General features: G+C 66.3%; 26 protein-coding genes. 13 read left to right on the top strand and 13 right to left on the bottom strand.

Translation table 11 applies throughout. From position 1 onward, the window contains the following. Positions 1-748, bottom strand: a 748-nt coding sequence (locus ATI53_RS15465) for an AMP-binding protein (protein ID WP_146609939.1), incomplete at its 3' end; no start/stop codon positions are given. Between the two features lie 414 nt (positions 749-1,162). Here ATI53_RS15465 and dctP point away from each other — a divergent pair. The 5 genes from dctP (at position 1,163) to ATI53_RS15490 (ending at position 5,090) form a co-directional block, all read left to right on the top strand. Continuing rightward, a complete protein-coding gene (gene dctP, locus ATI53_RS15470; RefSeq protein WP_009507310.1) occupies positions 1,163-2,179 on the top strand; it encodes a TRAP transporter substrate-binding protein DctP in 1,017 nt (338 codons plus the stop codon). Between the two features lie 136 nt (positions 2,180-2,315). Then, positions 2,316-2,948: a TRAP transporter small permease subunit gene (locus ATI53_RS15475; protein WP_009507308.1), complete on the top strand. Its 633-nt coding sequence runs from the start codon at positions 2,316-2,318 to the stop codon at positions 2,946-2,948. Continuing rightward, positions 2,945-4,342: a TRAP transporter large permease gene (locus ATI53_RS15480; RefSeq protein ID WP_009507306.1), complete on the top strand. Its 1,398-nt coding sequence runs from the start codon at positions 2,945-2,947 to the stop codon at positions 4,340-4,342. Before ATI53_RS15475 ends, ATI53_RS15480 begins: the two co-directional genes overlap by 4 nt. Positions 4,343-4,713: 371 nt before the next feature. Then, complete coding sequence (locus ATI53_RS15485) at positions 4,714-4,902, top strand: PLD nuclease N-terminal domain-containing protein (RefSeq protein ID WP_009507304.1); 189 nt, start codon at positions 4,714-4,716, stop codon at positions 4,900-4,902. A 23-nt stretch (positions 4,903-4,925) separates the two neighbouring features. Beyond that, the gene (locus ATI53_RS15490) at positions 4,926-5,090 is read left to right on the top strand and encodes a DUF1328 domain-containing protein (RefSeq protein ID WP_009507302.1); all 165 of its coding nucleotides are present in this window, start codon (positions 4,926-4,928) and stop codon (positions 5,088-5,090) included. 93 nt (positions 5,091-5,183) lie between these two features. Here ATI53_RS15490 and ATI53_RS15495 read toward each other — a convergent pair whose 3' ends face one another. From ATI53_RS15495 to ATI53_RS15515, 5 genes are all read right to left on the bottom strand, one after another. After that, entirely contained in the window at positions 5,184-6,230 is a 1,047-nt protein-coding gene (locus ATI53_RS15495; RefSeq protein ID WP_111550783.1) for a YcjF family protein, read from the bottom strand. Next, positions 6,227-6,688: a GNAT family N-acetyltransferase gene (locus tag ATI53_RS15500; protein WP_009507299.1), complete on the bottom strand. Its 462-nt coding sequence runs from the start codon at positions 6,686-6,688 to the stop codon at positions 6,227-6,229. Before ATI53_RS15500 ends, ATI53_RS15495 begins: the two co-directional genes overlap by 4 nt. Further along, positions 6,685-8,121, bottom strand: a complete 1,437-nt coding sequence (locus tag ATI53_RS15505) for a YcjX family GTP-binding protein (protein ID WP_009507296.1) — start codon at positions 8,119-8,121, stop codon at positions 6,685-6,687. The genes ATI53_RS15500 and ATI53_RS15505 overlap by 4 nt, the downstream gene beginning before the upstream one ends. A gap of 68 nt (positions 8,122-8,189) precedes the next feature. Beyond that, positions 8,190-9,671 carry an inorganic phosphate transporter gene (locus ATI53_RS15510; protein ID WP_111550784.1) on the bottom strand — a complete coding sequence of 494 codons (1,482 nt, stop codon included), beginning with the start codon at positions 9,669-9,671 and terminating at the stop codon, positions 8,190-8,192. Between the two features lie 49 nt (positions 9,672-9,720). Continuing rightward, positions 9,721-10,164: an NUDIX hydrolase gene (locus ATI53_RS15515; protein WP_009507292.1), complete on the bottom strand. Its 444-nt coding sequence runs from the start codon at positions 10,162-10,164 to the stop codon at positions 9,721-9,723. A 165-nt stretch (positions 10,165-10,329) separates the two neighbouring features. Here ATI53_RS15515 and truA point away from each other — a divergent pair, with 165 nt between their 5' ends. The 3 genes from truA (at position 10,330) to argF (ending at position 13,502) form a co-directional block, all read left to right on the top strand. Beyond that, positions 10,330-11,097: a tRNA pseudouridine(38-40) synthase TruA gene (gene truA, locus ATI53_RS15520; protein WP_111550799.1), complete on the top strand. Its 768-nt coding sequence runs from the start codon at positions 10,330-10,332 to the stop codon at positions 11,095-11,097. Between the two features lie 208 nt (positions 11,098-11,305). After that, positions 11,306-12,481, top strand: coding sequence for an aspartate aminotransferase family protein (locus tag ATI53_RS15525; RefSeq protein ID WP_111550785.1), 1,176 nt, complete (start codon positions 11,306-11,308; stop codon positions 12,479-12,481). A gap of 94 nt (positions 12,482-12,575) precedes the next feature. Beyond that, complete coding sequence (argF, locus tag ATI53_RS15530; protein WP_111550786.1) at positions 12,576-13,502, top strand: ornithine carbamoyltransferase; 927 nt, start codon at positions 12,576-12,578, stop codon at positions 13,500-13,502. Between the two features lie 57 nt (positions 13,503-13,559). Here argF and hrpB read toward each other — a convergent pair whose 3' ends face one another. From hrpB to ATI53_RS15565, 7 genes are all read right to left on the bottom strand, one after another. After that, positions 13,560-15,998, bottom strand: coding sequence for an ATP-dependent helicase HrpB (gene hrpB, locus ATI53_RS15535; protein ID WP_111550787.1), 2,439 nt, complete (start codon positions 15,996-15,998; stop codon positions 13,560-13,562). Positions 15,999-16,373: 375 nt separating this feature from the next. Beyond that, on the bottom strand, positions 16,374-17,069 hold the full coding sequence (locus ATI53_RS15540) for an N-acetylmuramoyl-L-alanine amidase (RefSeq protein ID WP_009507281.1): 696 nt from the start codon (positions 17,067-17,069) through the stop codon (positions 16,374-16,376). Beyond that, a complete protein-coding gene (locus tag ATI53_RS15545) occupies positions 17,030-17,734 on the bottom strand; it encodes a hypothetical protein (RefSeq protein ID WP_009507280.1) in 705 nt (234 codons plus the stop codon). The genes ATI53_RS15540 and ATI53_RS15545 overlap by 40 nt, the downstream gene beginning before the upstream one ends. A 29-nt stretch (positions 17,735-17,763) precedes the next feature. Beyond that, positions 17,764-19,251 carry an Asp-tRNA(Asn)/Glu-tRNA(Gln) amidotransferase subunit GatA gene (gene gatA / locus ATI53_RS15550; RefSeq protein WP_111550788.1) on the bottom strand — a complete coding sequence of 496 codons (1,488 nt, stop codon included), beginning with the start codon at positions 19,249-19,251 and terminating at the stop codon, positions 17,764-17,766. Continuing rightward, positions 19,248-19,535 (bottom strand): Asp-tRNA(Asn)/Glu-tRNA(Gln) amidotransferase subunit GatC, encoded by a 288-nt coding sequence (gene gatC, locus ATI53_RS15555; protein ID WP_009507278.1) that lies wholly within the window; start codon positions 19,533-19,535, stop codon positions 19,248-19,250. Before gatC ends, gatA begins: the two co-directional genes overlap by 4 nt. 82 nt (positions 19,536-19,617) lie before the next feature. Then, the gene (locus ATI53_RS15560) at positions 19,618-21,009 is read right to left on the bottom strand and encodes a helix-turn-helix domain-containing protein (protein ID WP_111550789.1); all 1,392 of its coding nucleotides are present in this window, start codon (positions 21,007-21,009) and stop codon (positions 19,618-19,620) included. A gap of 76 nt (positions 21,010-21,085) precedes the next feature. Next, positions 21,086-22,303, bottom strand: coding sequence for a multidrug effflux MFS transporter (locus tag ATI53_RS15565; RefSeq protein WP_111550790.1), 1,218 nt, complete (start codon positions 22,301-22,303; stop codon positions 21,086-21,088). 174 nt (positions 22,304-22,477) lie between these two features. Between ATI53_RS15565 and ATI53_RS15570 the strand changes: the two genes are divergently transcribed. The 5 genes from ATI53_RS15570 to ATI53_RS15585 all read left to right on the top strand — a co-directional run bounded on the left by ATI53_RS15570 (position 22,478) and on the right by ATI53_RS15585 (position 25,567). Continuing rightward, positions 22,478-24,010, top strand: coding sequence for an acyl-CoA carboxylase subunit beta (locus ATI53_RS15570; RefSeq protein ID WP_009507273.1), 1,533 nt, complete (start codon positions 22,478-22,480; stop codon positions 24,008-24,010). Between the two features lie 23 nt (positions 24,011-24,033). Next, positions 24,034-24,369 (top strand): hypothetical protein, encoded by a 336-nt coding sequence (locus ATI53_RS15575; RefSeq protein WP_009507271.1) that lies wholly within the window; start codon positions 24,034-24,036, stop codon positions 24,367-24,369. Further along, positions 24,370-24,756, top strand: coding sequence for a DUF6497 family protein (locus tag ATI53_RS15580; protein WP_009507269.1), 387 nt, complete (start codon positions 24,370-24,372; stop codon positions 24,754-24,756). It abuts the gene before it with no gap. A gap of 214 nt (positions 24,757-24,970) precedes the next feature. Next, positions 24,971-25,108, top strand: a complete 138-nt coding sequence (locus ATI53_RS23365) for a hypothetical protein (protein ID WP_009507267.1) — start codon at positions 24,971-24,973, stop codon at positions 25,106-25,108. A gap of 96 nt (positions 25,109-25,204) precedes the next feature. After that, positions 25,205-25,567: a hypothetical protein gene (locus ATI53_RS15585; protein WP_009507265.1), complete on the top strand. Its 363-nt coding sequence runs from the start codon at positions 25,205-25,207 to the stop codon at positions 25,565-25,567. The last annotated feature ends 64 nt before the right edge of the window (positions 25,568-25,631 follow it).

A 25,631-nucleotide genomic window follows, 5' to 3' on the forward strand; every position in this document is an offset into this window, starting at 1 on the left:
GCGCGGCGTGTTCCATCAGGTAATTCAGATCGACATCACGGCCCTGCACCCAGCTGGTCTGGTCGCCGGTGTGCTTGACCACCAGGCAGCGGACCTTGTCAGAGCAATGCAGCAGCGCCGCGTCGGCGTTTGATTTCAGCGCGGTACGGCGGCCGCCGCGCGGAGCGGTGTCGGCGGTAATGACGACCTTGGCGCCGCAATCATTGATGCGGTTGGCCAGCGCATCGGGGGAAAAGCCCGCGAAAACAATGGAATGGATCGCGCCGATGCGCGCGCAGGCCAGCATGGCATAGGCCGCCTCGGGGATCATCGGCAGGTAGATGACAACGCGATCGCCGCGCATGACGCCCTGGCTCAGCAGGACGTTGGCCATGCGGTTCACCTTGTCGTAAAGCTGGGCATAGGTGATGTGCCGGGCGGGATCGTCGGGGTTGTCGGGTTCGAAGATGATGGCCGTCTGGTCGGCGCGGGCGGGCAGGTGGCGGTCGACGCAATTGTAGGCGACGTTCAGCACGCCATCCTCGAACCACTTGATCGAGACCTTGCCGAAATCAAAGCAGGTGTTCTTGATCCGCGTCGGCCGTGCCATCCAGTCCAGCCGCCGCGCCTGATCGGCCCAGAACCCGTCCGGGTCGCTGATCGAGCGCGCGTACATCTCATCATACCGCGCCGCGCTCACATGCGCGTTCGCCGCGAACTCGGGCGAGGGCGCGTAGGTCGTGGTATTGGCTTGAATATCGTCTTTCATGAGGATCCTCCCAAGATCTCGCTGTCTCTCGAAGGCCGCGTGGCGGCATTTCCCATCCCTTGCCAGATCATACCCGGAAGCGAAAAGAATGGAACAAGCATCGGGAAAACAAGCATAACTTTGTAAATGATTTTCGGTAGCGCGAGACATTTTGTAAATTCTTTGCCTGCGGCGCCGAATTTTTTCATGGATTCAAGGCGCTCGCGGTAACTTGATGTAAAGGAAGTCAGCCCGCGTTCCGCGTGCGCAGAGCAGGTGCGGCACACGTTCCAACTGTTTTCGGGATGCGGCGGCATGCCACTGTCGCGGCACCGCCCGCCCCGAGTCGCGATCAGGGTTGCGCGTTGCGGTCGATGCGTTACACTTTGGGACACAAGGCGGCGCAAAGCCGTCGCACCCATGGGAGGGAGCCACATGAAAAACCTGACGACACAGCTCTGTGTGGCGGCGCTGACCACCGCTTTTGCCACCGAAGCCATGGCGACCGAATGGAACGTCTCGCTTTGGGGCAAACGCCGTGCCTTTACCGAACACGTTCACAAGCTGGCCGAGCTGGTCGAGGAAAAGACCGACGGCGAATTTACCATGAACATTTCTTACGGTGGCCTGTCCAAGAATACCGAGAATCTTGACGGCATCTCGATCTTTGCTTTCGAGATGGCTCAGTTCTGCGCGGGCTACCACCCCGACAAGAACCGCGCGATCACCGTGCTGGAGCTGCCGTTCATGGGCGTGAACACCCTGGAAGAGGAAGTCGCGGTGGCGCAGGCGGTTTATGACAACCCCGCCGTTGCCAAGGAAATGGAACAATGGGGCGCCAGGCTGCTGATGCCCACGCCCATGCCGCAGTACAACCTTGTCGGCACCGGCGAACCGCGCGACACGCTGGCCAGCTTTGACGGAATGCGCGTGCGTGCCACCGGCGGCATCGGTCGCGCCTTCGAGGCGGTGGGCGCCGTGCCTACATCCATGACCGCGTCCGAAGTGTATCAGGCGATGGAGGCGGGCGTGATCGACACGGCCTCGTTCGCCCAGCACGCCCACCTGAGCTTTGGCACCATCAACGAAGCCGACTGGTGGACCGCGAATCTTAACCCCGGCACGGTGAACTGCCCGGTCGTGGTGAACATCGACGCCTACGAGGCGCTGTCGGACGCCGAACGCGAGGCGCTCGAAAGTTCGGTCGAGCCCGCCATCGCCCATTACCTTGACAATTATGGCGAGTTGCTGGCCCGGTGGGACAGCGTGCTGGACGAAAAAGGCGTGCAAAAGGTGATGATCTCGGACGAAGAGCTTGCCAAGTTCAAGGAAACGGCGGGTGATCCGATCCACACCGCCTGGATCGAGGAAATGGCCGCGCAGGGCCTGCCCGCGCAAGAGCTGTACGACCTTGTGCAAGATACGCTGGCTGAAACGCGCGCGTCGAACTGATCGGACCGCAGCGGCGCATCCGGTAGGCGTGGTCATCGGGGCGCCGTCCTGACAGGCAATGGGCGCTCCGCGCAGGCGCCCGTGCTATTTTTTTGCCCGGCAGGCATGGCCGGGAGCATCACGAGGGGCAGCACATATGGCCGGATCTTCTGCCGTGCTTGCCGACGCCTCCACCCTCAGCCGCCTCGACAGGGGGCTGGAACATATTGAAAAGGCAATGGCCTTTGTCTCGGGGCTTGGTGCCTTCGGGTTGATGTTTCTTGCGGTGGTGTCCGTCGGCGGGCGTGAGTTTTTCAACGAGCCGCTCAGGGGCTATGTCGACTGGATCGAAATGGCGATGCCGCTGATCGCGATTTTCGGCATTTCCTACGTCCAGCGCAGTGGCGGGCATATCCGCATGGACATCGTTGTCGGCAACCTGCGCGGGCGCGCGCTTTGGGCGGCGGAACTTGTCACGACATTCGCCATCCTGGTGCTGATGGTGGCGCTGGTCTGGGGCAGCTGGGCGCATTTCCAGCGCAGCTTCGATCCGGGGGCGCCGCTGTGGTCGCGCGATTCAACCATCGACCTCGGCCTGCCGTTGTGGCCCGCGAAACTGATCGTGCCGGTGGCATTTTCGGTGATGTCGCTGCGCTGCGTGCTGCAACTGTGGGGATACGGGCGGGCGTTTGTGCTGGGCCTTGACCGCCCCGTCGCCGTGCCGCTGGTGCAGACCGTCGCGGAACAGGCCGCAGCCGAAGCCGCGCACATCCAGGGGCACGACGAATGACATCCATTGAAATCGGACTTTGGGTGACGGGCGGCCTGTTCGTCATGGTGGTGCTGGGCATGCGCGTGGCCTTTGCGGCGGGTCTTGCCGGGTTGCTGGGGCTTGTCTGGATCTTCTGGGAAAAGCGCAGCTACGATCCCGAGATGCTGGGTTGGGCCATCGGCGTCGCGGCCAAGACCGCCGGGCAGGTGCCCCATGGCAAGGTGGCCAGCCAGGCGCTGAGCCTGATCCCGACCTTTATCCTGATCGGCTATCTGGCCTATTACGCGGGCCTCACCAAGGCGCTGTTCGAGGCCTGCAAACGCTGGTTCGCCTGGGTTCCCGGCGGGCTGGCGGTGTCGACCGTGTTCGCGACGGCCGGGTTCGCGGCGGTGTCCGGCGCATCGGTGGCGACCTCGGCGGTATTCGCCCGCATCGCCATCCCGGAAATGCTGAAGATCGGCTATGACAAGCGGTTCGCCGCGGGCGTCGTCGCGGCGGGGGGAACGCTGGCCTCGCTGATCCCGCCTTCGGCCATTCTGGTGATCTATGCCATCATCGTCGAACAGGATGTGGGCAAGCTGCTGCTGGCGGGGTTCATCCCCGGCATGTTCTCGGCACTGGTTTATGCGGGGCTGATCATCGGCATGGCGCTGGTCATTCCGAATTTCGGCCCGGCGGTGCGCGGCTTTACCTGGCGCCAGCGTTTCGCATCGCTGCCCCCGGCGCTGCCCATCGTCGCCGTGGTCGTCATCATCGTGTTCTTCGTCTACAACCCGTTCGGAGACGCCTGGGGCACCCCCACCGAAGGCGGCGCGGTCGGGGCATTCATCATCTTTGTGATGGCGCTGCTGCACGGCATGCGCGGCGCCGAGCTGAAGGACGCGCTGATCGAAACCGCCAAGCTGTCGATCATGATCTTCACCATCATCTGGGGCGTGCTGATCTATGTGCGCTTTCTGGGGTTTGCGGATCTGCCGGCGGCCTTTGCGGACTGGATCGCGTCGCTCAGCTATCCGCCCATGATGATCCTGATCTGCATCCTGCTGGCCTATGCGGTGCTCGGCATGTTCATGGATGCCATCGGGATGCTGCTGCTGACGCTGCCGGTGGTCTATCCGGCGGTCATGGCGCTGAACGGGGGCGAGGGCGTCACCGCCGCCGAAAGCACCTTTGGCATGAGCGGCGAGATGTGCGCGGTCTGGTTCGGTATTCTCGTGGTGAAGATGGCCGAGTTCTGCCTGATTACCCCGCCCATCGGTCTGAATTGCTTTGTCGTGGCGGGGGTGCGGCCGGACCTGTCGGTGCAGGATGTGTTCCGGGGCGTGACCCCGTTCTTCATCGCTGACGCGGTGACGATCGGGCTGCTGGTGGCGTTCCCTGCGATCGTGCTGTGGCTGCCGTCGCTGGCCTGAACCCGGATGAAGCGACAGGAACCGGTCTGACCCAAACATGAAACGGCGCCCCCCGGAAGATCGGGGTGGCGCCGCCGTCCCGACCGGACACCGACGGGGCGGATCGCGCCCCGGTCATTCCGGGCGATGTCCCCATTGAATTGCCTCTGATGTCGGCGACCCGCAGCCGCCCGTACCTGTCAAGATGCGGGTGGGAACCTTTTCGGTAAATCCCGCGTTACATGCCCAGAACGTCCGAAGGGTGGCCCTTTCGGAACGGGATCAACAAATCGAAAGACAGGACACCCGCTGCTTTGGCGCATCGGTGCGGGCCATTGGCCCGAGAATCCGGTCGTGTCTTTCGCATGGACAAAACGAAAAGGAGATACGTCATGGAATTCGCAGGCATCGGAGGCTTTATCGTTCTCCTTCTCGACATCTGGGCCATCGTCTCGATCCTCGGGTCGAACGCCGGCACCGGGTCCAAGGTGCTTTGGACGCTACTCGTGATCGTTCTGCCGGTTCTTGGCTTCATTATCTGGCTTATCGCCGGGCCGCGGTCGTCGCGCGCCGCCCTGTAACCGCTGCAATGTAGGAAAGACCCATGCTTTACTGGACCATTCTGTTCTTTATCGTCGCTGTCGTGGCGGCAGTCTTTGGCTTCGGCGGCATCGCTTCGGCGTCGGCAGGCATCGCTCAGGTGCTGTTCTTTATCTTCCTGGTGCTGTTCGTGATCTCGCTGGTGATGCGGTTCGTGCGCCGCGCGTGACCTTGTGCAGCCATGCCTTGATCGGGCCTTGATCGGGCCTTGATCGGGGCCGCTGTTCGCAGCGGCCCTTTTTGTGCCCGCATCTGTTTCGCGTCAGGTCTTGTCGCTGCCGAACAGCCCCGCCAGAGCCGTACGCACGATGCTGCGGGCGGTAGGGCGGCGGGTGGCCTTGAAGGGCAGGGGGCGGCAGACCTCGATCGCGGCCACGCCGACACGGGCGGTCAGCGCGCCGTTCACCAGCCCCTCGCCAAAGCGGCGCGACAGTTTCGCCAGCAGACCGCCGCCCAGGATCGGTTCCAGCATGTCATCGCCCACGGCGACCGCGCCGGTCGCCACAAGATGCGACATCACCGCCCGCACCAGCCGCCAACTGCCCAGCGTGCCCGACCGCCCGCCATAGATCTCGGCGATGCGCCGGATCATCCGCAGGTTGGCGCCCAGGGCGGCCGCCACATCGGCCAGCGCCAGCGGAATGAACGCGGTGACGGTAGCGACCTGACGCGCCGCCCCCTCGACCTCGCGCCGGGCGGCGGCATCGAGAGGGCCAAGCAATTCGGTTTCCGCCAGGCCGAGCACGCCGGTCGCATCGAAAATCTCGGGGGTGCGCTCGCGCAGCCGCTCGCGACCCCAGCGCGTGTCGTCGCGCCCGGCGTAAAGCGCCGTCAGTTTGTCGACCACCGCGCGCGCGCCCTTGAGGTCGTCATCGGCCAGCGCGCGATCCGCCGCGCGGTGCAGCGCATCGACCGCGCCAAGGCGCGACAGCGCGGCGATCTCCTTGACGACGATCAACAGCACAACCAGCAGAAACGCGACGATCAGCGCGGTCACGGCGTAGCCAAGCAGCGGCACGCGCGCGATCAGATCCATGGCGAACTGCCATGCGGCAACCGATACCAGCGTGGCCAGCAGCGCGCCGAACAGCCCCCAGAACCAGCGCGCCAGCCGCGACGGGCGGCGGGCCGCGAGAGCGGCGGCGGTCGCCATGGCGCGCCCTTCGGGCAGGGTGGGGGCGGTATCGGGTTCCGGCACCGGCGGTGCCTCGGACGGGGAGGCGGGGGCGGCGTCGTCGATTTCGATCAGGACCGGCCCGGTGGGGCGGTCTGTACGGTCTGACGGATTCTGGCGGGGGCCTTCGGTCATGCGTGACGCTCCTGTCGGGGGGCGCGGGCGCGCTCCCAGCGGTAGTGAATATCGGGCAGGCCCTCGTCATTGCGCGACCCGTCGCCCCGGCCGATTTCGACAAATCCGGTCGATTCGTAAAAGCGGCGGGCGGCGGTGTTGGACTGGAACGTCCACAGGTCCAGCCGGGGCTGCGCCCGCCGCGCGGCGTCGATCAGGGCGCGGCCCACCCCGCTGCGCCGATGGGCCGGGGCAATGAACAGCGCGTGCACATAGCCGTCTTCAAGCGCGATAAATCCGGTGCGCCGCCCTTCGGGGTCGGTCGCGACCGTGACCCAGCCCCGGTCGATCATGGTGCCTACATGGGCGATATCCTCGGCACCGCTGTGCAGGCGGGGTTTCCACGCCGGCGCGGCGTCGGTCATCATCGCGCCAAGGGCGCCCGCATCGGTGCTGCGCGCGCAACGGAGGACGGTCACAGCCGGTCCCCCAGCAGGAATTGCGCGGCGCGGTCGATGCGGATGTGGGGCGGCCCCTCGTTCGGCCTGAGCGTCAGCGGGGCAGGGGCAAAGCGCATGATGGCGTAGTCATCGCCCAGCCATTTTTCCGCGCCGTCACGGGCGGGGCCCAGCAGGCGCGCGGGGTCCTGCGGCAGTTCTCCGGGGTGAAAGGCGGCCTCGCGCCCGCGCGTGCCGTCGGCGTTCAGCAATGTGCCCCGCACGCAATCCAGCTGCGCGCCCTGATGTGGCAGCGTCTGTTCCACCGTGGCGCGCAGGGCGGCGATCGACATGGCGCCGGTCTGCGCCCCGGCAAAGCGCGCGCGGTCGCGGGCCTCGCGCGTCAGCGCCTCCATGATGGCGGTAAGGCGGGCGTGCTGGGTGTGGTGCAGATGGTCGGCCTTGGTCGCTGCGAACAGGATCTTTTCCACCCGTTTGCCCAGCAGGATCTGGCGCAGAAACGCGTTGGCGCCTGGGCGGAAAGCGGTCAGGATCTCGGCCATGGTGCGGCGCAGATCCTCGACGGCGGCGGGGCCGGCGTGGATCGCGCCAAGCGCATCGACCAGCACCACCTGCCGGTCGATGCGGCTGAAGTGATCGCGAAAGAACGGTTTGACGATCTGGCTTTTATACGCCTCGTACCGGCGCTGCATCTCGCGCCAGAGCGACTGGCGGGGCGCGTCGTCCAGCGGCGGCAAGGGGGCAAAGGTCAGCGCGGGGCTGCCCTCTTTTTCGCCGGGCAGCAGGAAGCGCCCCGGTGTGCAGTCGGAAAACCCCGCCTCGCGCGCGCTGTGCAGCGCCTGGGTAAAGCGGGCGGCCAGCGCCTTGGCGCGGGGTTCATCCAGCCTGGCGGTCGCGTCTTCGGCCCTGGCCATGTCAAGGTATGCGCCACCGCCGGGGCGGTGGGGCAGGCGGCCCAGCGTTTCCAGCGACCAGTCGGTATAGCTTTTGTCCATCAGGCCAAGATCAAGCAGCCATTCGCCTGGGTAATCCACGATATCCAGATGCACCTTGCGCGCCCCCGACACCCCCGCCAGCAAGCCGGTGGGGCGCAATTTCAGCGACAGGCGCAGCTGCGACACGGCGCGGGTGCTTTCGGGCCAACGCGGCTGCGCGGCGGTCAACGCGCCAAGGTGGGATTCGTAATCGAAGCGCGGCATGGTGTCGTCGGGCTGGGGCTGAAGGTAGGCGGCGAGGATGCGCCCCTCTGCTTCGGCCACCAGTTGCGGCATGCGGGCGCGGTCGAGCAGGTTGGCGACGAGCGAGGTGATGAACACCGTCTTTCCGGCGCGCGACAGCCCCGTCACGCCCAGCCGGATCACCGGATCGCCAAAAGGCGCGGTGACGGTGTCCGCCACCGTTTCGACGCTGCGGGTGATGCTGTCTGCGATGCTGCCGATGGGGCCGAAAACCAAGGTGGTGCTTCTCCGTGTGGTGTTCTTTACAGATAGAGGCGGAGGGAGCCTGATGCCAGTGGTGACTGTCAGAACCCCACCAGACGCAGCACCCAGAAACAGCCCGCCGACAGCAAAGCGGCAGCGGGTACGGTGATGACCCATGCCGCCACGATGGTCATGAAATGCGACCGGCGCACAAGACGGCGGCGCGTGCGTTCCTGCGGTGCGATCTGGCGGCCCGCGTTGCGTGTCCGGTTCAGGCGCCGCGCCCGGCGGTTGGTGTACCATTCGCGAAAGAACCCGACGCCGAACACGCCACCCACCGCGATATGGGTCGAACTGACCGGCAGGCCCAGCCACGACGCCGCGATCACCGTGACCGCCGCCGACAGCGCCACGCAATAGGCCCGCATCGGGTTGAGCTTGGTGATCTGGTTGCCGACCATATTGATGAGCTTGGGCCCGAACAGCACCAGCCCGACCGAGATTCCGACCGCTCCGATCAGCATCACCCACAGCGGAATGGCCACCTCGCCCGTCACTTGCGCCGATTGCTGTACGGCGACCACGGCGGCAAGCGGGCCGACCGCGTTTGCCACGTCGTTGGCCCCGTGCGCGAATGACAAAAGCCCCGCAGAGATCACCAGCGGCAACCGGAACAGCGTCTTGAGCGACCGGTTGCGGTTGTCCATCCCCTCTGACTGACGACGGATCAGCGGTACGGAAAGCACGCCCAGCACGACGCCCGCCGCGCCACCGATCAACAGCGCGTGGCGCATGTCGATGTCGATGACCTTTGCCAGCCCCTTCAACGCGAGATAGGTGGCAAACGCCCCAGCCATCAGCCCGATCAGCACCGGCACCCAGGTTCGCGCGGCGGCGACCTTGTCCGCGACATAGATCACCCGCCACTTGATGAACGCCAGCATGGCGGCGGCAAAGATCCCGCCCAGCAGCGGCGAAATCACCCAGCTGGCGGCGATCGCTCCCATCGTGGGCCAGTTGACCGTGCCCAGCCCGGCGGCAGCGATGCCCGCGCCCATGACACCCCCGACGACCGCGTGCGTGGTCGACACCGGCGCCCCGACCCAGGTGGCGATATTGACCCATATCGAGGCGGCCAGCAGCGCCGCCATCATCGCGCGTACAAAGGCCCGCAGATCCGACAGTCCGGCGGGGTCGATGATGCCTTTGGAAATGGTCGACACGACGTCGCCGCCCGCCAGCAGCGCGCCGGCGCTTTCGCAAATCGCGGCGATAAGAATGGCGCCCAGCATCGACAGCGCCCGCGCGCCCACCGCCGGGCCCATGTTGTTGGCAACGTCATTGGCCCCGATGTTCAGCGCCATATAGGCGCCAAAGGCCGCCGCGACGACCACGGCCAGCCCCTGTGGTTCGCTTCCAGTCAGGATTGCCGCAACCAGGGCGGCGAAGGACACGAACACCAGGCTGACGCCGACACCCACCAGTGGGCGGGACCCGTGCATCGTCGCCGCCTCAAGGCGGGACAGGCGGCGAAGATCCTGGTCGAGTGTCTTCCACTCGGTCTGGTCACGGGGCTCGGTCATGTCGGAAAAGGGTCTTTCTGGTCGTCCGGACGGCGCTGCCGGCATCGGGTCAGGGGGAGGGCGCGCCGTCGGGCAGATCGGGCAGCGCGCGCAGCAGCGCGGCAAGCTGCGGCTCGGCCACAACGGCGGCGGCGGCCTCGGGGGACATCCAGCGGCGTGTGCGCTGACCGGCTTCGGGGAAACTGTCGTACAGTTTTTCAACGGCAATGGCGTAGACATCGACATCGGTGGGCAAGGGCAGCCCCCCATCCAGCACCTTGTCATAGCGGTATGAGCAGATCTTCAACGGCTTGCCGCCACGGGGCTTGACCCCGGCTTCCTCCCACGCCTCCTGCAGCGCGGTTCCGCCGCCGTCGGTGCCGTACATCGGCCAGCCCTTGGGCAGGATCCAGCGCTGCGTCTCGCGCGAGGTTATCATCAGCACCTCGATCCCGCCGGGGCCATGCCGGTGGCACAGCGCCGCCACCTGGAAACCCGCGGGGCGTCGCAGCATGGGAGCAACATAGCTTTTCCAGAGGCGAAACAGGATGGCGGGACCATTTGGCATGACTGAGGATCGAAGCTGCATAAAGAACTCCGGATGAAAACTCAAGCGGGCAGCGCAGGCGGCATGGTCCGGCCCTTGCCCCCCGCGCATGGCGGAGATATTCCGGCGCCCATGCCCAGATACGCGCTTCTTGTGGAATATGACGGTGGCCCGTTTTCGGGCTGGCAGCGCCAGACCGACCACCCTTCGGTGCAGGCGGTGATCGAGCGCGCGCTGGCGCGGCTGGAACCGCGCGCGCATACCATTGCCGCCGCCGGGCGTACGGACGCGGGCGTGCACGGGCGCGGTCAGGTCGCCCATTGCGACATGGACAAGGACTGGACGCCGTTCCGCCTGTCCGAGGCGCTGAATCACCACCTGCGCCCGGACCCGGTGGCGATCCGGGATTGCGTGCGGGTGCCCGATGACTGGCACGCGCGGTTTTCCGCGATCGAACGGCGCTATCTGTATCGCGTGCTGGTGCGGCGCGCGCCGTGCACGCTTGAGGCCGGGCAGGTCTGGCGGGTCAAGACTCCGCTGGACATCGACGCGATGCGGCAGGGTGCGGCGTCTCTGGTCGGGGCCCATGATTTCACCACCTTCCGCTCGACCATGTGTCAGGCCAGATCGCCGGTGAAGACGATGGACGAGATCCGCATCGAATCGCTGGTCTCGCACGCGGGCCCCGAGGTGCGCTTTCACCTGCGCGCCCGCAGCTTTCTGCACAATCAGGTGCGATCAATCGTCGGCACGCTGGAACGGGTGGGCGCGGGCGCATGGGCGCCCGACGACGTGGCGCGCGCGCTTGCGGCGCGGAACAGGGCGGCCTGCGGCCCGGTCTGCCCGCCCGACGGGCTGTACCTGATGGGGGTGGGCTATCCGGAGGACCCGTTCGTCTGATTTCTGCATGAACCCCTCTGGGCAAATCCAATGCGGTGCGCTAAGGCATACGCATGACGCACCCGATCCGCATCCGACGAGCCTGACGCTCTTCTTGGCGTCCCCACCAGGGGAAGGCCCGCCGATCCACGTCTTCACCCCGCATAACTTGACTTGGCCCCACGCCCTTGGCACCAATCGGGCCTGATCCATATACAGGAGATCACGCATGATCCCGTCTGTCCTGCCCACCTATTCGCGCGCCCCGCTTCACTTCGTGGCGGGGACCGGCACCTGGCTGGTGGAGGAAGACGGCCGCCGATTCCTTGATCTGGGCAGCGGCATTGCGGTCAACGCGCTGGGCCACGCCCACCCGGCCCTCGTCGCGGCCCTGACCGAACAGGCGGGCAAGCTGTGGCATGTGTCCAACCTGTATGAAATCTCCCAGCAACAGGCGCTGGCCGACAAGCTGGTCGCGCGGACCTTTGCCGATACCGTGTTTTTCACCAATTCCGGCACCGAGGCCTGCGAACTGGCGGTCAAGATGGCGCGCAAATACTGGTACGAAAAAGGCGCGCCCGAAAAGACCGACATCCTGACCTTTGCGGGGTCGTTCCATGGCCGGTCCTCGGCGGGCATCGCCGCGGCCGGGACGGAAAAGATGGTCAAGGGCTTCGGCCCGCTGCTGCCGGGCTTCGTGCATCTGCCCTGGGGCGATCACGACGCGCTGAAAGCGGCCGTCTCCGACACCACTGCCGCGATCCTGATCGAACCGATCCAGGGCGAAGGCGGCATCCGCCCGTTGCCCGACCAGTGTCTCAGGGGGCTGCGCGCGCTGTGCGACGAAAATGGCATCCTGCTGATCCTGGACGAGGTGCAATGCGGCATGGGCCGCACCGGCAAGCTGTTCGCGCATGAATGGGCCGGGATCACCCCCGACATCATGATGGTCGCCAAGGGCATCGGCGGCGGCTTTCCGCTGGGCGCGGTGCTGGCCACCGAAGACGCCGCCAGCGGCATGACCGCGGGCACGCACGGGTCGACCTATGGGGGCAACCCGCTGGGCTGCGCCGTCGGCAACACCGTGATGGATCACGTCAGCGACCCTGCCTTTCTGGCCGAGGTGAATCGCAAGGCGGGGCTTTTGCGCCAGAAACTCGAAGGTCTCGTTGCCGCGCACCCGGATGTGTTCGAGGGTGTGCGCGGAACGGGTCTGATGCTTGGCCTCCGGATGAAAGTCGCCCCCGCCGATTTCGTTGCCAAAGGCTACGAGTCGCTGGTCATCACCGTGCCCGCCGCCGATAACGTGGTGCGCCTGTTGCCCCCCCTGACCATCACCGACGACGAAATCTCACAGGCGCTTTCCCGTCTGGATGCCGCCGCCACCGCAATCGAAACGGCCTGAGCTTCTTGTGGCCTGACCTGTACCGGGGTGAATGGCGCCGCCGGGCGACAGCGGGGCGCCGCGCCCCCACCCTCACACCAAAAAGCAAAAACACATGAAACATTTTCTCGACATCCACAAAACCGACAAATCCGAACTGCGTCACATCATCGACACCGCGAAATCCATCAAGGACGCCCGCGCAGGCCGCCCCAAGGCCGCGCCCGACGCCGATCTGCCGCTGAAGGATCGCATGGTCGCGCTGATCTTCGAAAAGCCATCCACCCGCACCCGCGTCAGCTTTGACGTCGGTGCGCGCCAGATGGGCGGGCAGACCATGGTTCTGTCGGGCAATGACATGCAGCTGGGCCACGGCGAAACCATCGCCGACACCGCCCGCGTGCTGTCGCGCTTCGTCGACATGATCATGATCCGCACCTTCGATGAATCGGTTCTTGAAGAGATGGCCGAATACGCCACCGTGCCGGTCATCAACGGGCTGACCGACCGCACCCACCCGTGCCAGATCATGGCCGACATCCTGACGTTCGAGGAACATCGCGGCCCCATCGCGGGCAAAAAGGTGGTCTGGTGCGGCGACGGCAACAACGTCTGCTCGTCCTTCCTGCACGCTGCCGGGCAATTCGGGTTCGACCTTACGTTCACCGGCCCGGTACAGCTGGACCCGGAAATGGAATTCGTCGGGCTCGCGCGCAACGCCGGGTCCACGATTACCATCGAACGCGATCCCTTCAAGGCGGTCGAGGGCGCCGACCTGATCGTCGCCGACACCTGGGTGTCGATGCATGATGCGCAATCCGCGCGCGAGCGGCGCCACAACATGCTGCGCCCCTATCAGGTCAACGAAACGCTGATGGAAGCCGCCGGAAAGGACGCGCTGTTCATGCATTGCCTGCCGGCGCACCGGGGCGAGGAAGTCACCTCCGAAGTCATGGACGGCCCGCAATCGGTGATCTGGGACGAGGCGGAAAACCGTCTGCACGCGCAAAAGGCGATCATGCGCTGGTGCGCCGGGGGCTGACGCCTTGTTGCAAGGGGGGGCTGGGCGCCGCCCCTGACTGCGCCCCGACCGGGTCCCTTAGCGCCCGCGCGGCTTGGCGCGCAGCGTCGGGTCCGCCTCGCGCGGGTCTTCGGGCCAGGGGTGGCGGGGGTATTGCGCCTTCATGTCCTTGCGCACGTCGGCATAGGACCCCTGCCAGAAGCCGGGCAGATCCATGGTCACCTGCACGGGTCGGCGCGCCGGCGACAGCAGCGTCACGCGCAGCGGGGTGCGCCCCACCAGCGGATGGGTGCGCTGGCCGAACATCTCCTGGATGCGCAACGAGATTTCCGGATGTTCCCCCGAATAGTCGATCGGGATGTCGCGCCCCAGCGGCGTGGTGAATTTGCCCGGCACCGCCGCATCCAGCGCCTGCATCTGTCCCCAGTCCAGCCGCGCGCGCAGGGCGGGCAGCGGGTCGAAGCGTTTCCAGTCCTCGGCGCTTTTGACTCCGCCCAGAAAGGGCAGCAACCACGTCTCCAGCGTATCCAGCAGCGCGGCATCGGTCATCTCGGGCAGATCCAGCCCGCCGTCGCGCCCCAGCGCAACCCGCGCGCAAAACCGCCGCGCCGCGTCCGGCAGCGCCAGCCCCAACTCGCGCACCCCGTCCAGCATGGCGCGCGCGACCGCGTCGGCGGGGGCGTCCTTCCACAGCCGGTCGTCCAGCGCGATGGCGCCCAGCTTTTCCTGCTGGCGGGCCACGACACGGCGGTCGCGTTTCGACCAGGCACAGCTGTTTTCCCAGCCGATCTGATCCGCGAACAGCGCGCGCAGATCGCTTTCCCCGATCTGGATGGCCTGGCGAATGCGCGCCTCGCGCGGGTTGCCGTCGGTGTCGGTCACCACGATCAGGCGGGCCTGCGCCAGCGGGTCGGCATCGTCCAGCACCGCGCCCTTGCCGCCCGACAGCCGGTAGCGCGGCGCATCGCCCTTGCGGCGCAGGCCGATGCGGTCGGGATAGGCCAGCGCGGCCAGCGCGGCGGGGCCATGCGCCGTGCCATTCCCTGCGCGGGATGCCAGCCGCCTGGCCTCGGACCGGATGCGATCCAGCGCGGGGCGGTTCAGCCCATAGGGTCGGGTTTGCGCAAACCGCCGCGCATCGCGCAACGCCTCAAGCCGCAGCGTCAGGTCGCTTGGCGCCCCCCTAATCGGGTCGCGGTCCGCCAGCAGCGCCGCCAGCGGCGCCGCCCCCGGCCCGCCCAGCGTCAGCATATGCGCCAGGCGAGGGTGCAGCGGCAGGGCGGCCAGGGCGCGCCCGTGGCGGGTGATGCGCCCCTGCGCGTCCAGCGCGCCCAGCATATGCAGCAAGGATTGCGCTTCGCCGTAGGCGCCAGGGTTGGGGGGCGACAGGAACGGCAGGTCGTCCGGCGCGGCGCCCCAAAGCGCCAGTTCCAGCGCCAGCCCGGCCAGATCGGCGCTTTCGATTTCGGCGGGGGGAAAGGCCGATTGCGCGCCTTCTTCGCCCCTGGTCCACAGCCGGTAGGCGGTGCCGGGGGCCACACGCCCCGCGCGACCCGCGCGCTGCGTGGCTTCGGCGCGGGTGACACGTTCGGTGACCAGTCGTGACATGCCCGAGCCGGGATCGAACCGGGCGCGGCGTGCGCGGCCCCCGTCGATCACCACGCGGATGTCTTCGATGGTCAACGAGGTTTCGGCAATGGCGGTCGCCAGCACCAGCTTGCGGCCCTGGGCTTCGGGGCGGATCGCATCGCGCTGGGCGGTGAACTCCATCGCGCCGAACAGGGGCCGGATCGTCACGTCAGCGGGCAGACGGGTGCGCAGCAGCGCCTGGGTGCGGCGGATCTCGCCCTCGCCGGGCAGAAAGGCCAGCATCCCGCCGGTGGTTTCGCCCGCGGCCCGCGCGATCAGATCGGCCATCGCGTCCTCGAAGCGGCGGGTCCTGGGGGTGGGCTTGTCCAGCCATCGGGTATCGACCGCAAAGGCGCGCCCTTGTGAGGTGACGACAGGGGCCTCCATCAGGTCGGCCACGGGGGCGGCGTCAAGCGTGGCCGACATCACAAGCAGGATCAGATCGTCGCGCAGCGCGCCGGCGATTTCCAGGCAGAGCGCCAGCCCCAGATCGGCATTCAGGGACCGTTCGTGAAATTCATCGAACAGCACCGCTCCGACGCCCGGCAGGTCGGGGTCGGACTGGATCATCCGGGTCAGGATGCCTTCGGTCACTACTTCGATGCGGGTCGCTCTGGACGTCTTGGCTTCGCCGCGGATGCGGTAGCCGACGGTCTGGCCCGGCACCTCGCCCAGCGTTTCCGCCAGCCGTTGCGCGGCGGCGCGGGCGGCAAGGCGGCGCGGTTCCAGCATGACGATCTTGCCGGTCGTCAGCCCCGCCGCCAGCATGGCCAGCGGCACACGCGTGGTCTTGCCCGCGCCGGGGGGCGCTTGCAGCACGGCGCGGCCGCGCGTTTTCAGCGCGTCGATCAGGGCGGGCAGGGCATCGTCGATGGGAAGGCGGTCCATCCCCGCCTTATGCGGCACCCGCGCCCCGCCGTCGAGCCGTCACTGCGCGCCACCTTGGGCGCGCCGCCCTGGGCGTGCCGCCAAAGTCGCGCCTCAGGGGGGACGGTGCCAGGGCGCCCTTCATCCTGTCGCACGGCAGCGTGCCTTGAGCGCCCGTTGATCGGCACCGTGCAGATCATCCGCGCGAGGCCACGCGGCAGCAGCGGGACCAGCCGTTCGGTCACGCCCCTAGGCATCCACGTCGCCCCCCCCCAAGCCCCTCCCCGGCAGAAGCATCAGCCGCAGGTCCATCCATGCACGGCGCGCGGTCAAAGGCGGGAAACGAGCGGGCGGCTGTGCGCGGATTTCCGGCGCCCCGCAAGGCACGACAGCGGGCTATGCGGGCCATGTTTCGGCAAGACAGCGCGCCAGCGCCGCGTCCTCGGGGCCGAGTGGCCCTTGCGCCTGCGGGCGAAAGCGGGCGCGAAACGCGGCAAGGAGCGGCGCGTGCTGATCGTCGCTGAACTCATAGCCAAAGCGACGCAGGTCGGCGTGAAAATCACCCGGTTCCGCATCGGGGCGTGGCGCTATGGCAAGGCCCCTCCGGGCCAGCCTGTTCCAGTCAAACAGCGGGCCGGGGTCGATCTTGCGCCCGATCGCCATGTCCGAATGGCCGATGACGCGGTGCGCGGGGATGCGCCAGCGTGCCAGGATGCCGGTCAACAGGGATTCGAGCGCGTCGATCTGTCGGTCGGGAAACGGCTCGTCGCCGGTGTTCACCATCTCGATCCCGATCGAGCGCGAATTTACGTCGCACACCCCGCCCCAGGTTCCGCGCCCGGCGTGCCAGGCGCGCATGTCTTCGCGGACCAGCTGCCAGCAGGTGCCATCACGGTCGATGACGTAATGGGCCGACACCTCGGAATCGGGGTTGCACAGCCAGTCCCGCGCGCCTTCGGCCGAAGCCATCGCGGTGTAGTGCAGCACGACCATATCCGGTACCGCACCAAGCCGGCGCGGCCCGAAATTGTCGGACGGATGCCAGAGCGGTCTCAGCCGCCTCGCGCCGCGCGGAAGGGCGCGGGGTCCCATGCACAGGCAAAGCCGTCGCCGTCGGGGTCCAGCCCTTTGCGGTCCTTTTGCGGGCCACCGGCGGCGAGAAACGCCGCTTGCGCCTGATCGGACGAGGTATAGGCCCCGCAGGCCGCCGAAATGCGATTGCCGTCATCGCGCCCCCGCCGGTCATACAGGGGCGAGCCGACCGGGTTGGTGGTGCGCAGGGCATATTCCACCACATTCGGCCCGCTGCCACTGGGGCGCGGCGGCAGATCGGTCGGCGTGATCAGCTGATACTGCGCCCGGTTCTGCGCGATGAGCTGCGCATCGGCGCCGATGTCGCGTTCGGCGCTGACCGCCTCGAAACTGTTCTCGTTCGAGATCCCGGCGGCATTGGTCACCACCTGTGGCGCAGTATTGCCGGGCGAGGCCTCGATCGGCGTGATCCCCGAATTGGCCGCGGCGGCGCGCACGGCGGCGGTGCTTTCGGGGGTGTTCGACGCGATATCGCTGACGGGGGCCTGCACCACGGTCTGGCCGGGGCGGATGCCGGGCAGGGGCGCGGCCCCGGCCTGTTCAGCCGCCTGCTGGCGCTGCGCGTAGGTCTGGTAATCCTCGAAGCCGACGCCGCTTTCGGGCACGGTCGGTCCGCAAGAGGCCAGCGCGAACGCCGCTGCCGTCATGAGAAAGATCGCTTTCATTGCGCAGGTCACCCCTTGTTTTGGTACCATTACCACCACTTGGTCGGTTTTTCCACGAAACCGGCGGCCGTTTCCAGCGCGTAGGCGGTGTTGAGCAGATCGCCCTCTTCCCAGGGGCGCCCGATCAGTTGCAGCCCCAGCGGCAGGCCCTGCTTGTCCAAGCCCGCAGGCACGCTGATGCCCGGCAGACCGGCCAGATTCACCGTCACCGTGAACACGTCGTTGAGGTACATCTGCACCGGATCGGCGTCCTGCAATTCGCCAAGGCCAAAGGCAGCGGATGGCGTCGCCGGGGTCAGGATCGCATCGACCCCGGTGGCAAACGCCTGTTCGAAGTCGCGCTTGATCAGGGTGCGGACCTTGCGCGCACGGTTGTAATAGGCGTCGTAGAACCCGGCGGACAGCACATAGGTGCCGACCATGACGCGGCGCTGCACCTCGGGGCCGAAGCCCTCGGCGCGGGTCTTTTCGTACATGTCGTTGATGCCCTCGCCGCTGGCGAGCGTGGCGCGGTGTCCATAGCGCACCCCGTCATAGCGCGCGAGGTTCGAAGACGCCTCGGCGGGCGCGATCACATAATAGGTGGGCAGCGCGTATTTCGTATGCGGCAGCGAGATGTCGACGATCCTGGCCCCCGCGTCGCGCAGCATGTCGCGGCCTTGGTCCCACAGCGCGTCGATTTCCGCGGGCATGCCATCCATGCGGTATTCGCGCGGAATGCCGATGGCCTTGCCGCGGATGTCGCCGGTCAGCATGGATTCGAAATCCGGCACGGGCAGGTCGACCGAAGTGCTGTCGCGCGGGTCGTGCCCGCACATGGCGCCCAGCACGATGGCGGCGTCGCGCACGTCCTTGGTCATCGGGCCGGCCTGATCCAGCGAGCTGGCAAAGGCGATGATGCCCCAGCGCGAGCAGCGCCCGTAGGTCGGCTTGATCCCGGTGATGCCGGTAAAGGCGGCCGGTTGGCGGATCGATCCGCCGGTGTCGGTGCCGGTCGCCGCCAGGCACAGGTCCGCCGCCACGGCCGAGGCCGAGCCGCCGGACGAGCCGCCCGGCGTCAGCGCCGCGTCGTCATTGCCGCGCCGCCACGGGTTCACCGCGTTGCCGTATACACTGGTTTCGTTGGACGAGCCCATGGCGAATTCGTCCATGTTCAGCTTGCCCAGCATCACCGCGCCCGCGTCGAACAGCTGGCTGGTGACGGTGGATTCATATTCCGGCTTGAACCCTTTCAGAATACCGCTGGCGGCCTGGCTCGGCACGCCCTTGGTGCAGAAAAGATCCTTGATCCCCATGGGGATGCCACACATCGACGGCGCGTCGCCCTCCTGAATGCGCGCATCCGCCGCGCGGGCCTGTTCCAGCGCGATCTCGGGGGTCTTGTGCACGAAAGCGCCAAGCGCATCGGCGCCCTCGATGGCTGTCAGGCATGCCTCGGTCAGCGCAACGCTGGTGACTTCGCCGGCGCGCAGGGCATCGCGCGCCTGGGCCACCTTCATCCTGGTCAGATCGGTCATTCCACCACCTTCGGCACGGCAAAGAACCCCTCGCGGGCATCGGGGGCATTGGCCAGCACCTTGTCCTGCATCCCGCCATCGGTGACGCCATCGACCCGGCGCTTGAGCCGCATCGGCGTGACCGACACCATCGGCTCGACGCCGTCGATATCGACCTCGTTCAGCTGTTCGATGAAATCCAGGATGTTGGAAAATTCCTGGGCCAGTTCTGGCAGGTGATCGGGTTCGACGCGGATGCGTGCGAGCTTGGCCACCTTGGCGGCGGTGCCGGTGTCGATCGACATGGGCGGTTCCCTTGTCCATGAGGTTTTGCCCGCTTTACCGTCGGACGCGCCGGGCCGCAAGCTTCGGGCGCAACGGCCGGAGTCATTCCAGCTCGTAGGGGATCACGCCGCGCCGTTCGGGATGGATCGACAGGCGGCGTTCCAGCGGTGGAACCGACCGCTGGTGGCAGTTGGTGCGTTCACAGATCCGGCAGGAAATGCCGATGGGTTCGAACGCGCCGTCCCGGTTCAGGTCCAGCCCGTCGGCATAGACAAGGGCGCCCGCGTGTTTCACCTCGCACCCCAGCGCCATGGCATAGCGGCGCACGGGGGCGTTGAAATGCCCGCCCCGCTTGGTGACGTCGCGCGCCAGCAGCACATAGCGCGCCCCGTCCGGCGTTTCGGCCAGCTGGCGCAGGAACAGCCCCTGCGTTTCGAACGCGCGGTGCACGTTCCACAGCGGGCAGGCGCCGCCAAAACGGGCGAATTGCAGCCGTGTGGCGGAATGGCGTTTGGTGATGGTGCCCGCCTGATCGACGCGCGCGAAAAAGAACGGGATGCCCTTGGCACCGGGGCGTTGCAGCGTCGACAGCCGGTGCGCCACCTGTTCGATGCTGGCCCCAAAACGCGAGGCGAGCAATTCCAGATCGTGACGCGTTTCCTGTGCCGCGGCCAGAAACCGGCGATAGGGCATCAGCGCGGCCCCGGCGAAGTAATTCGCCAGTCCCAGCTTGGCGATGGCGCGGGCCGCGTCGGTGTGAAAGCGCGCCAGATCCAGCGTTGCCTCCAGCAGATCGTTCTGGCGCAGCAGGGCGACCTGAACCAGCAGCTGGAAGCCCTGGGTCTGGGGGGGCGCCAGCCCCGAGATTGTCAGCCGGCGCGCATCCTTGTCATAGCTGCGCAGCGCGGTGGTCTGGCCGATCTCGACCGAGATGCCCTGGTTTTGCAGATGCGACGTCACCGCCGCGCGGGTTTCTCCCGTCAGCTTGCCCGCGAAATGCTCGGCGGCGTGGTCCACCGCGTCCAGATAGTTGTCGCAGTAGTGAAAGAAGTCGCGCACCTCTTCCCAGGGCGAAGGTTGCAGCTGCGAGCCCTCGCGCCCCAGCGCCTCGTCCAGGCTGGCGAGACGTTCGTGGGTTTGCCGGTAGGCGCGGTGCAGTTCCAGAAAGGCCCGCGCCAGGGCGGGGGCGTTGGACGCGGTCAGCCGCAGATCCGCAAGCGGCGGGCTTTCGGCAAACACCGGATCGGCCAGCGCCTCGCGCATGTCCGACACCAAGCGTTCGCTGTCGCCCTGTCCCAGCTCGGTTACGTCAAAGCCGAATTCCTGCGCCAGCGCCAGCACCACCGTGGTGGACACCGGGCGGTTGTTGTTTTCCATCTGGTTGAGGTAGGGCAGCGAAATGCCCAGCTTTGCCGCGAAATCCTTTTGCGTCAGCGCAAGACGGCCGCGCAGGTCCCGCAGTTTCGCACCGGCATAAAGTTTGCGTATCGCCATGGTGTCCCCTTCCTGTTTGCAGGTTTGCGACAGGTGGGGGAGTGTTTTGCAAATCCATGCGCGCAGGTCCAGTGTGTCAGTAGCCGCGCAGCTTGCGTTCGCGGTGAAACACAAGCGCGATCGACATGATCGACGCCACTCCGGTTGCCAACATCAGCCACAGCAGCGGCCAGGCGCCGGTGCCCGGTTGCAGCAGGCCACCCGCCAGCGCCGACAGTCCCGCGCCGCCGCCGATCATGATGGCGCCCGACAGTCCCGACGCGGTACCCGCCAGATGCGGACGCACCGACAGCGCGCCGGCCGTGGCGTTGGGAATGGTCATGCCGTTGCCAAGGCCCATGAACGTCATGCAGCCAAAGAACGTCCATTCCGATTGCAGCCCCGACAGGAACAGGATCAGTGCCAGCGCCAGCCCTGCGGTGTTGGTAAGGCAGCCCCAGAGAATCATCAGGTTCACCCCGATGCGTGCCGAGAACTTGCCCGACAGCCCGTTGCCGATGAAATATCCGATGGCCGGCAGACCGAAGAAAAAGCCAAGAACGGTGGGGGTCAGCCCGAACACCGCGGTCCCGACAAAGGGCGCGCCGCCCAGGTAGGCAAAAAATCCACCCGACGCCAGGGCGCAGGTCAGCGCATAGCCCCAGAACCGCGGACTGGCGAGCAATTCGGGGTATTTCCGGAACTGCTGGCCCAGCGACAGCCCGCGCGGCGCCGAGGTTTCGCCCAGATCGCACCAGGTGAGCCAGAAAATCGCACCGCCAAGGATCAGCAACAGCCAGAAGGTGGACTGCCAGCCGAATGCCTCGTCCAGCATGCCGCCGATCACCGGCCCGATCATCGGCACCACGGCGACCCCCATGGTGACGTAGCCGATCATGGAGGCCGCCTGATCCTGTGGCACGACGTCGCGCACCGCCGCGCGACTCAACACCATGGCCGTAACAACCACCGCCTGGCACATGCGAAAGGTCAGGAACAGCGTCACGTTGGGCGCAAAGATACAGCCCACCGTGGCCACGCAGAACAGCCCCACGCCCCACAGAATCACCGGCCGTCGCCCGAACTTGTCCGACACCGGCCCGATCAGCACCTGCAACACGGCGTTCACCGCCAGATAGATTGCAACCGAAAGCTGCATCAGCCGGTATTGCGTGTCGAAATGCGCCACCATCTTGGGCAGAGACGGCAGAAACACGTTCATCGCCAGCGCGGACAGGCCCGCCAGTAGGATGAGTGTGGCAATATGCGGCGGGGTGGTTCGGTCCAGGAAACGGACGGTGGGCACGTTTTGCATGGGCCAGTGACTAGGGTCGAAACCCGGTGCTGTCCATTCGTAAAGCGGGTTCGCCGCAATTTGGCAGTTTGCGATTAGCAAGACTTGGTGTTTTCAAGCTTTGCAAATTTGCCGAAATTGACTTGAGCAATTATCGGGCGGGAGTATGGTCTGCCCAAACCGAAGGGGACGGCCATGAAAGACATTCTGCATGTACTCGATGAACGTCGCTCCGGCGCGCGCCTTGGTGGCGGTCAGAAACGGATCGACATCCAGCACGCCAAGGGCAAGCTGACCGCCCGCGAGCGCATCGAACTGCTTCTCGACGAGGACAGCTTTGAAGAATACGACATGTTCGTCGCCCACCGCTGCACCGATTTCGGCATGGAAAGCAATCGCCCCTACGGCGATGGCGTCATCACCGGCTGGGGCACCATCAACGGCCGCATGGTCTATGTGTTCAGTCAGGATTTCACCGTCCTGGGCGGATCGGTGTCGGCCACCCATGCGCAAAAGATCTGCAAGATCATGGATATGGCGGTGCAGAACGGCGCGCCGGTGATCGGGCTGAACGATTCGGGCGGTGCGCGTATCCAGGAAGGCGTCGACAGCCTTGCCGGGTACGCCGAGATCTTTCAGCGCAATATCGAAGCTTCGGGCGTGATCCCGCAGATTTCCGTCATCATGGGGCCGTGCGCCGGGGGCGCGGTCTACAGCCCCGCGATGACCGACTTCATCTTCATGGTGCGCGACACCTCCTATATGTTCGTGACCGGCCCCGACGTGGTCAAGACCGTCACCAACGAGGTCGTCACCGCCGAGGAACTGGGCGGGGCGTCCACCCACACGAAAAAATCCTCTGTCGCCGACGGCGCGTTCGACAATGATGTCGAGGCGCTGGCCGAAGTGCGCCGCCTCGTGGATTTCCTGCCGCTCAACAACCGCGAAAAGCCGCCCGTGCGGCCGTTCTTCGACAATGTCGACCGGATCGAGACGTCGCTGGACACCATCATCCCCGAAAACGCCAACCAGCCCTACGACATGAAAGAGCTGATCTACAAGGTGGCGGACGAAGGCGATTTCTACGAGATCCAGGAAGATCACGCCAAGAACATCCTGACCGGGTTCATGCGACTTGAGGGGCGCACCGTGGGCGTGGTGGCGAACCAGCCGATGGTGCTGGCGGGCTGCCTTGACATCGACAGTTCGAAAAAAGCGGCGCGGTTCGTGCGCTTTTGCGATTGCTTCGAAATTCCGATCCTGACCTTTGTCGACGTGCCGGGCTTTCTTCCGGGCACCGGGCAGGAATACGGCGGCGTCATCAAGCACGGCGCCAAGCTGCTGTTCGCTTACGGCGAGGCGACGGTGCCCAAGGTCACCGTCATCACCCGCAAGGCCTACGGCGGCGCCTATGACGTGATGAGCAGCAAACACCTGCGCGGCGATGTGAACTACGCCTGGCCCACCGCCGAAATCGCGGTGATGGGGGCCAAGGGCGCCACCGAGATCATCCACCGCGCCGACCTTGGTGACCCCGACAAGATCGCGGCCCATACCAAGGAATACGAAGACCGCTTCGCCAACCCCTTCGTCGCCGCCGAGCGCGGGTTCATCGACGAGGTGATCCAGCCCCGGTCGACCCGGCGCCGGGTCAGCCGCGCCTTTGCCATGCTGCGCAACAAAAAACTAAGCAACCCGTGGAAAAAGCACGATAACATCCCGCTCTGAGACGGGTCGCGAAGGGGGGAGAGATGCGCCGCAACGGCTGGCATCTTGCCGATGAGGGCGGGGCGGTGACGCTTGCCCGGCGCTGGCCGGCGCGCTTTGACCTTGCGGTTGAAACGCGTCTGCCGCCGGTGTCGGGCCGGGTGCGGCTGGCGCATCATGTGCGGCAGGATCTGTGGCGCGCGCTGCGGGGATTGCGCGGGTTCACCCCATGCATCCGTATCGAGGAGGACGCGGGCGCGACCCGGCTGGTCGCCGGCGGTCAGCTCGATGCGGGCGGGGCGCGCGGTGCCGCGCTCGCCCGCATCGCGGCGCTGCTGGACGACCCAGAAACACGCGCGCGCTGGACAAGGTGGTCCTGAATGACGGCTCTGTGGCTTCTCCTGCTGGGCGCGACCGCGCTTCTGCCACAGGGCGCGCCTGTCGCCGTGCCTTCGGGGATGGCGGTCAGCTTTCACGAGATGCTCTGGGACGATTCGGGGCAGGGGCCGGTCTATCGGCTGCGCTTTGTCGCGCCCGCGATCGGGGATGGCGGCGCGCTGGATTATGACGCGCTCAGCGCGGACATGGACGCGCTGTGCAACGGTGTCGCGGTTCCCGCCACCGACGGGGTCGCGCCGACTCCGGCGCGGATCGTGATCTCGCTCATGGCGGCGCCGACGGTCTTCGGGCAACCCTCTCCTGACACGCGCCAGATTTTCGAAGCCTACACTCTGCGCGACGGGGTCTGTATCTGGGAGGCTTTTTGATGAAATCGCAATATCTTGCGGCGAAAAGCTCAGGCACCGGGGGGACTGCGTCTTTCCAGCCACAAAATGCCAATCTCGCTGCGATTCAATGTTGCCCCCCAAAATATTGGGCTATGTTGAGATCGGATTGCGCCCAAGCAATCTTTACCTCGGAACGAGGACGGGTCAGGCCATTTGGTCTTGCCGGTTCCGTTGAACATGACAGGAGACAAAGATGTCCAAGAGCATCAAAGTTCTGGCAATGCTCGGCCTTTTCGGCCTCGCAGCCTGCGGCCAGCAGGAAGAAGAGTACGTCGTCGTTGATCCGGAGCCGATCAGCGTCGAGCCGGTTTACACCGGCAAGTACAAGTGATCTGACGGGACGGGCCTCCGGGCCCGTCCCCCACCACCCGGGGCACCGCCTCGGGCGCATCGCCCCCGCGGCGCCCCCAACACAGGAGGGCGCGCGATGCTGAAACACCGCGGCTTTCCCGGGCGACTGCCCGGATCCGACTATCAGTTCATCATACGCCGCGCGAACCCCAAGGGGGTCACACCCCTGACCAAGCGCGAGCGTTATCGCGACCGCAGGGCACCGGACAAACGCGCCGATCTGGCGTTCATGGCGGCGCTATGGGCGCATTTCGGTGATGAACCCTTTGAACGCGGCAATCTGGATGCGGGGCGTCTGTCGTGGCTGTTCGGCCGCGAGGTTTTACCGGCGCAAGACCCGTTCGACCCCGCAAGCTATGACGCGCTGCTGGTCATCGACGAAGCGGCGGCGCGCCTATCCTTCCCCGAAGCGTTCGAAGATGGCACCGAATGGGCGTGATCGCGCATCATTTCACGGTTCGGCACGGGGATGCGGCAGCGCGCCCCCCTGCTGTCCAGCGCGA

The organism is Salipiger aestuarii (genome assembly GCF_003259905.1).
GTDB lineage: Bacteria > Pseudomonadota > Alphaproteobacteria > Rhodobacterales > Rhodobacteraceae > Salipiger > Salipiger aestuarii.

Bases quoted from the DNA above. Each gene is read 5' to 3' on its own strand.
- dctP (WP_009507310.1), top strand. From the start codon at position 1,163: ATGAAAAACCTGACGACACAGCTCTGTGTGGCGGCGCTGACCACCGCT.
- ATI53_RS15475 (WP_009507308.1), top strand. From the start codon at position 2,316: ATGGCCGGATCTTCTGCCGTGCTTGCCGACGCCTCCACCCTCAGCCGC.
- ATI53_RS15480 (WP_009507306.1), top strand. From the start codon at position 2,945: ATGACATCCATTGAAATCGGACTTTGGGTGACGGGCGGCCTGTTCGTC.
- ATI53_RS15485 (WP_009507304.1), top strand. From the start codon at position 4,714: ATGGAATTCGCAGGCATCGGAGGCTTTATCGTTCTCCTTCTCGACATC.
- ATI53_RS15490 (WP_009507302.1), top strand. From the start codon at position 4,926: ATGCTTTACTGGACCATTCTGTTCTTTATCGTCGCTGTCGTGGCGGCA.
- ATI53_RS15495 (WP_111550783.1), bottom strand. From the start codon at position 6,230: ATGACCGAAGGCCCCCGCCAGAATCCGTCAGACCGTACAGACCGCCCC.
- ATI53_RS15510 (WP_111550784.1), bottom strand. From the start codon at position 9,671: ATGACCGAGCCCCGTGACCAGACCGAGTGGAAGACACTCGACCAGGAT.
- ATI53_RS15515 (WP_009507292.1), bottom strand. From the start codon at position 10,164: ATGCTGCGACGCCCCGCGGGTTTCCAGGTGGCGGCGCTGTGCCACCGG.
- truA (WP_111550799.1), top strand. From the start codon at position 10,330: ATGCCCAGATACGCGCTTCTTGTGGAATATGACGGTGGCCCGTTTTCG.
- ATI53_RS15525 (WP_111550785.1), top strand. From the start codon at position 11,306: ATGATCCCGTCTGTCCTGCCCACCTATTCGCGCGCCCCGCTTCACTTC.
- argF (WP_111550786.1), top strand. From the start codon at position 12,576: ATGAAACATTTTCTCGACATCCACAAAACCGACAAATCCGAACTGCGT.
- hrpB (WP_111550787.1), bottom strand. From the start codon at position 15,998: ATGGACCGCCTTCCCATCGACGATGCCCTGCCCGCCCTGATCGACGCG.
- ATI53_RS15540 (WP_009507281.1), bottom strand. From the start codon at position 17,069: ATGGGACCCCGCGCCCTTCCGCGCGGCGCGAGGCGGCTGAGACCGCTC.
- ATI53_RS15545 (WP_009507280.1), bottom strand. From the start codon at position 17,734: ATGAAAGCGATCTTTCTCATGACGGCAGCGGCGTTCGCGCTGGCCTCT.
- gatA (WP_111550788.1), bottom strand. From the start codon at position 19,251: ATGACCGATCTGACCAGGATGAAGGTGGCCCAGGCGCGCGATGCCCTG.
- gatC (WP_009507278.1), bottom strand. From the start codon at position 19,535: ATGTCGATCGACACCGGCACCGCCGCCAAGGTGGCCAAGCTCGCACGC.
- ATI53_RS15560 (WP_111550789.1), bottom strand. From the start codon at position 21,009: ATGGCGATACGCAAACTTTATGCCGGTGCGAAACTGCGGGACCTGCGC.
- ATI53_RS15565 (WP_111550790.1), bottom strand. From the start codon at position 22,303: ATGCAAAACGTGCCCACCGTCCGTTTCCTGGACCGAACCACCCCGCCG.
- ATI53_RS15570 (WP_009507273.1), top strand. From the start codon at position 22,478: ATGAAAGACATTCTGCATGTACTCGATGAACGTCGCTCCGGCGCGCGC.
- ATI53_RS15575 (WP_009507271.1), top strand. From the start codon at position 24,034: ATGCGCCGCAACGGCTGGCATCTTGCCGATGAGGGCGGGGCGGTGACG.
- ATI53_RS15580 (WP_009507269.1), top strand. From the start codon at position 24,370: ATGACGGCTCTGTGGCTTCTCCTGCTGGGCGCGACCGCGCTTCTGCCA.
- ATI53_RS23365 (WP_009507267.1), top strand. From the start codon at position 24,971: ATGTCCAAGAGCATCAAAGTTCTGGCAATGCTCGGCCTTTTCGGCCTC.
- ATI53_RS15585 (WP_009507265.1), top strand. From the start codon at position 25,205: ATGCTGAAACACCGCGGCTTTCCCGGGCGACTGCCCGGATCCGACTAT.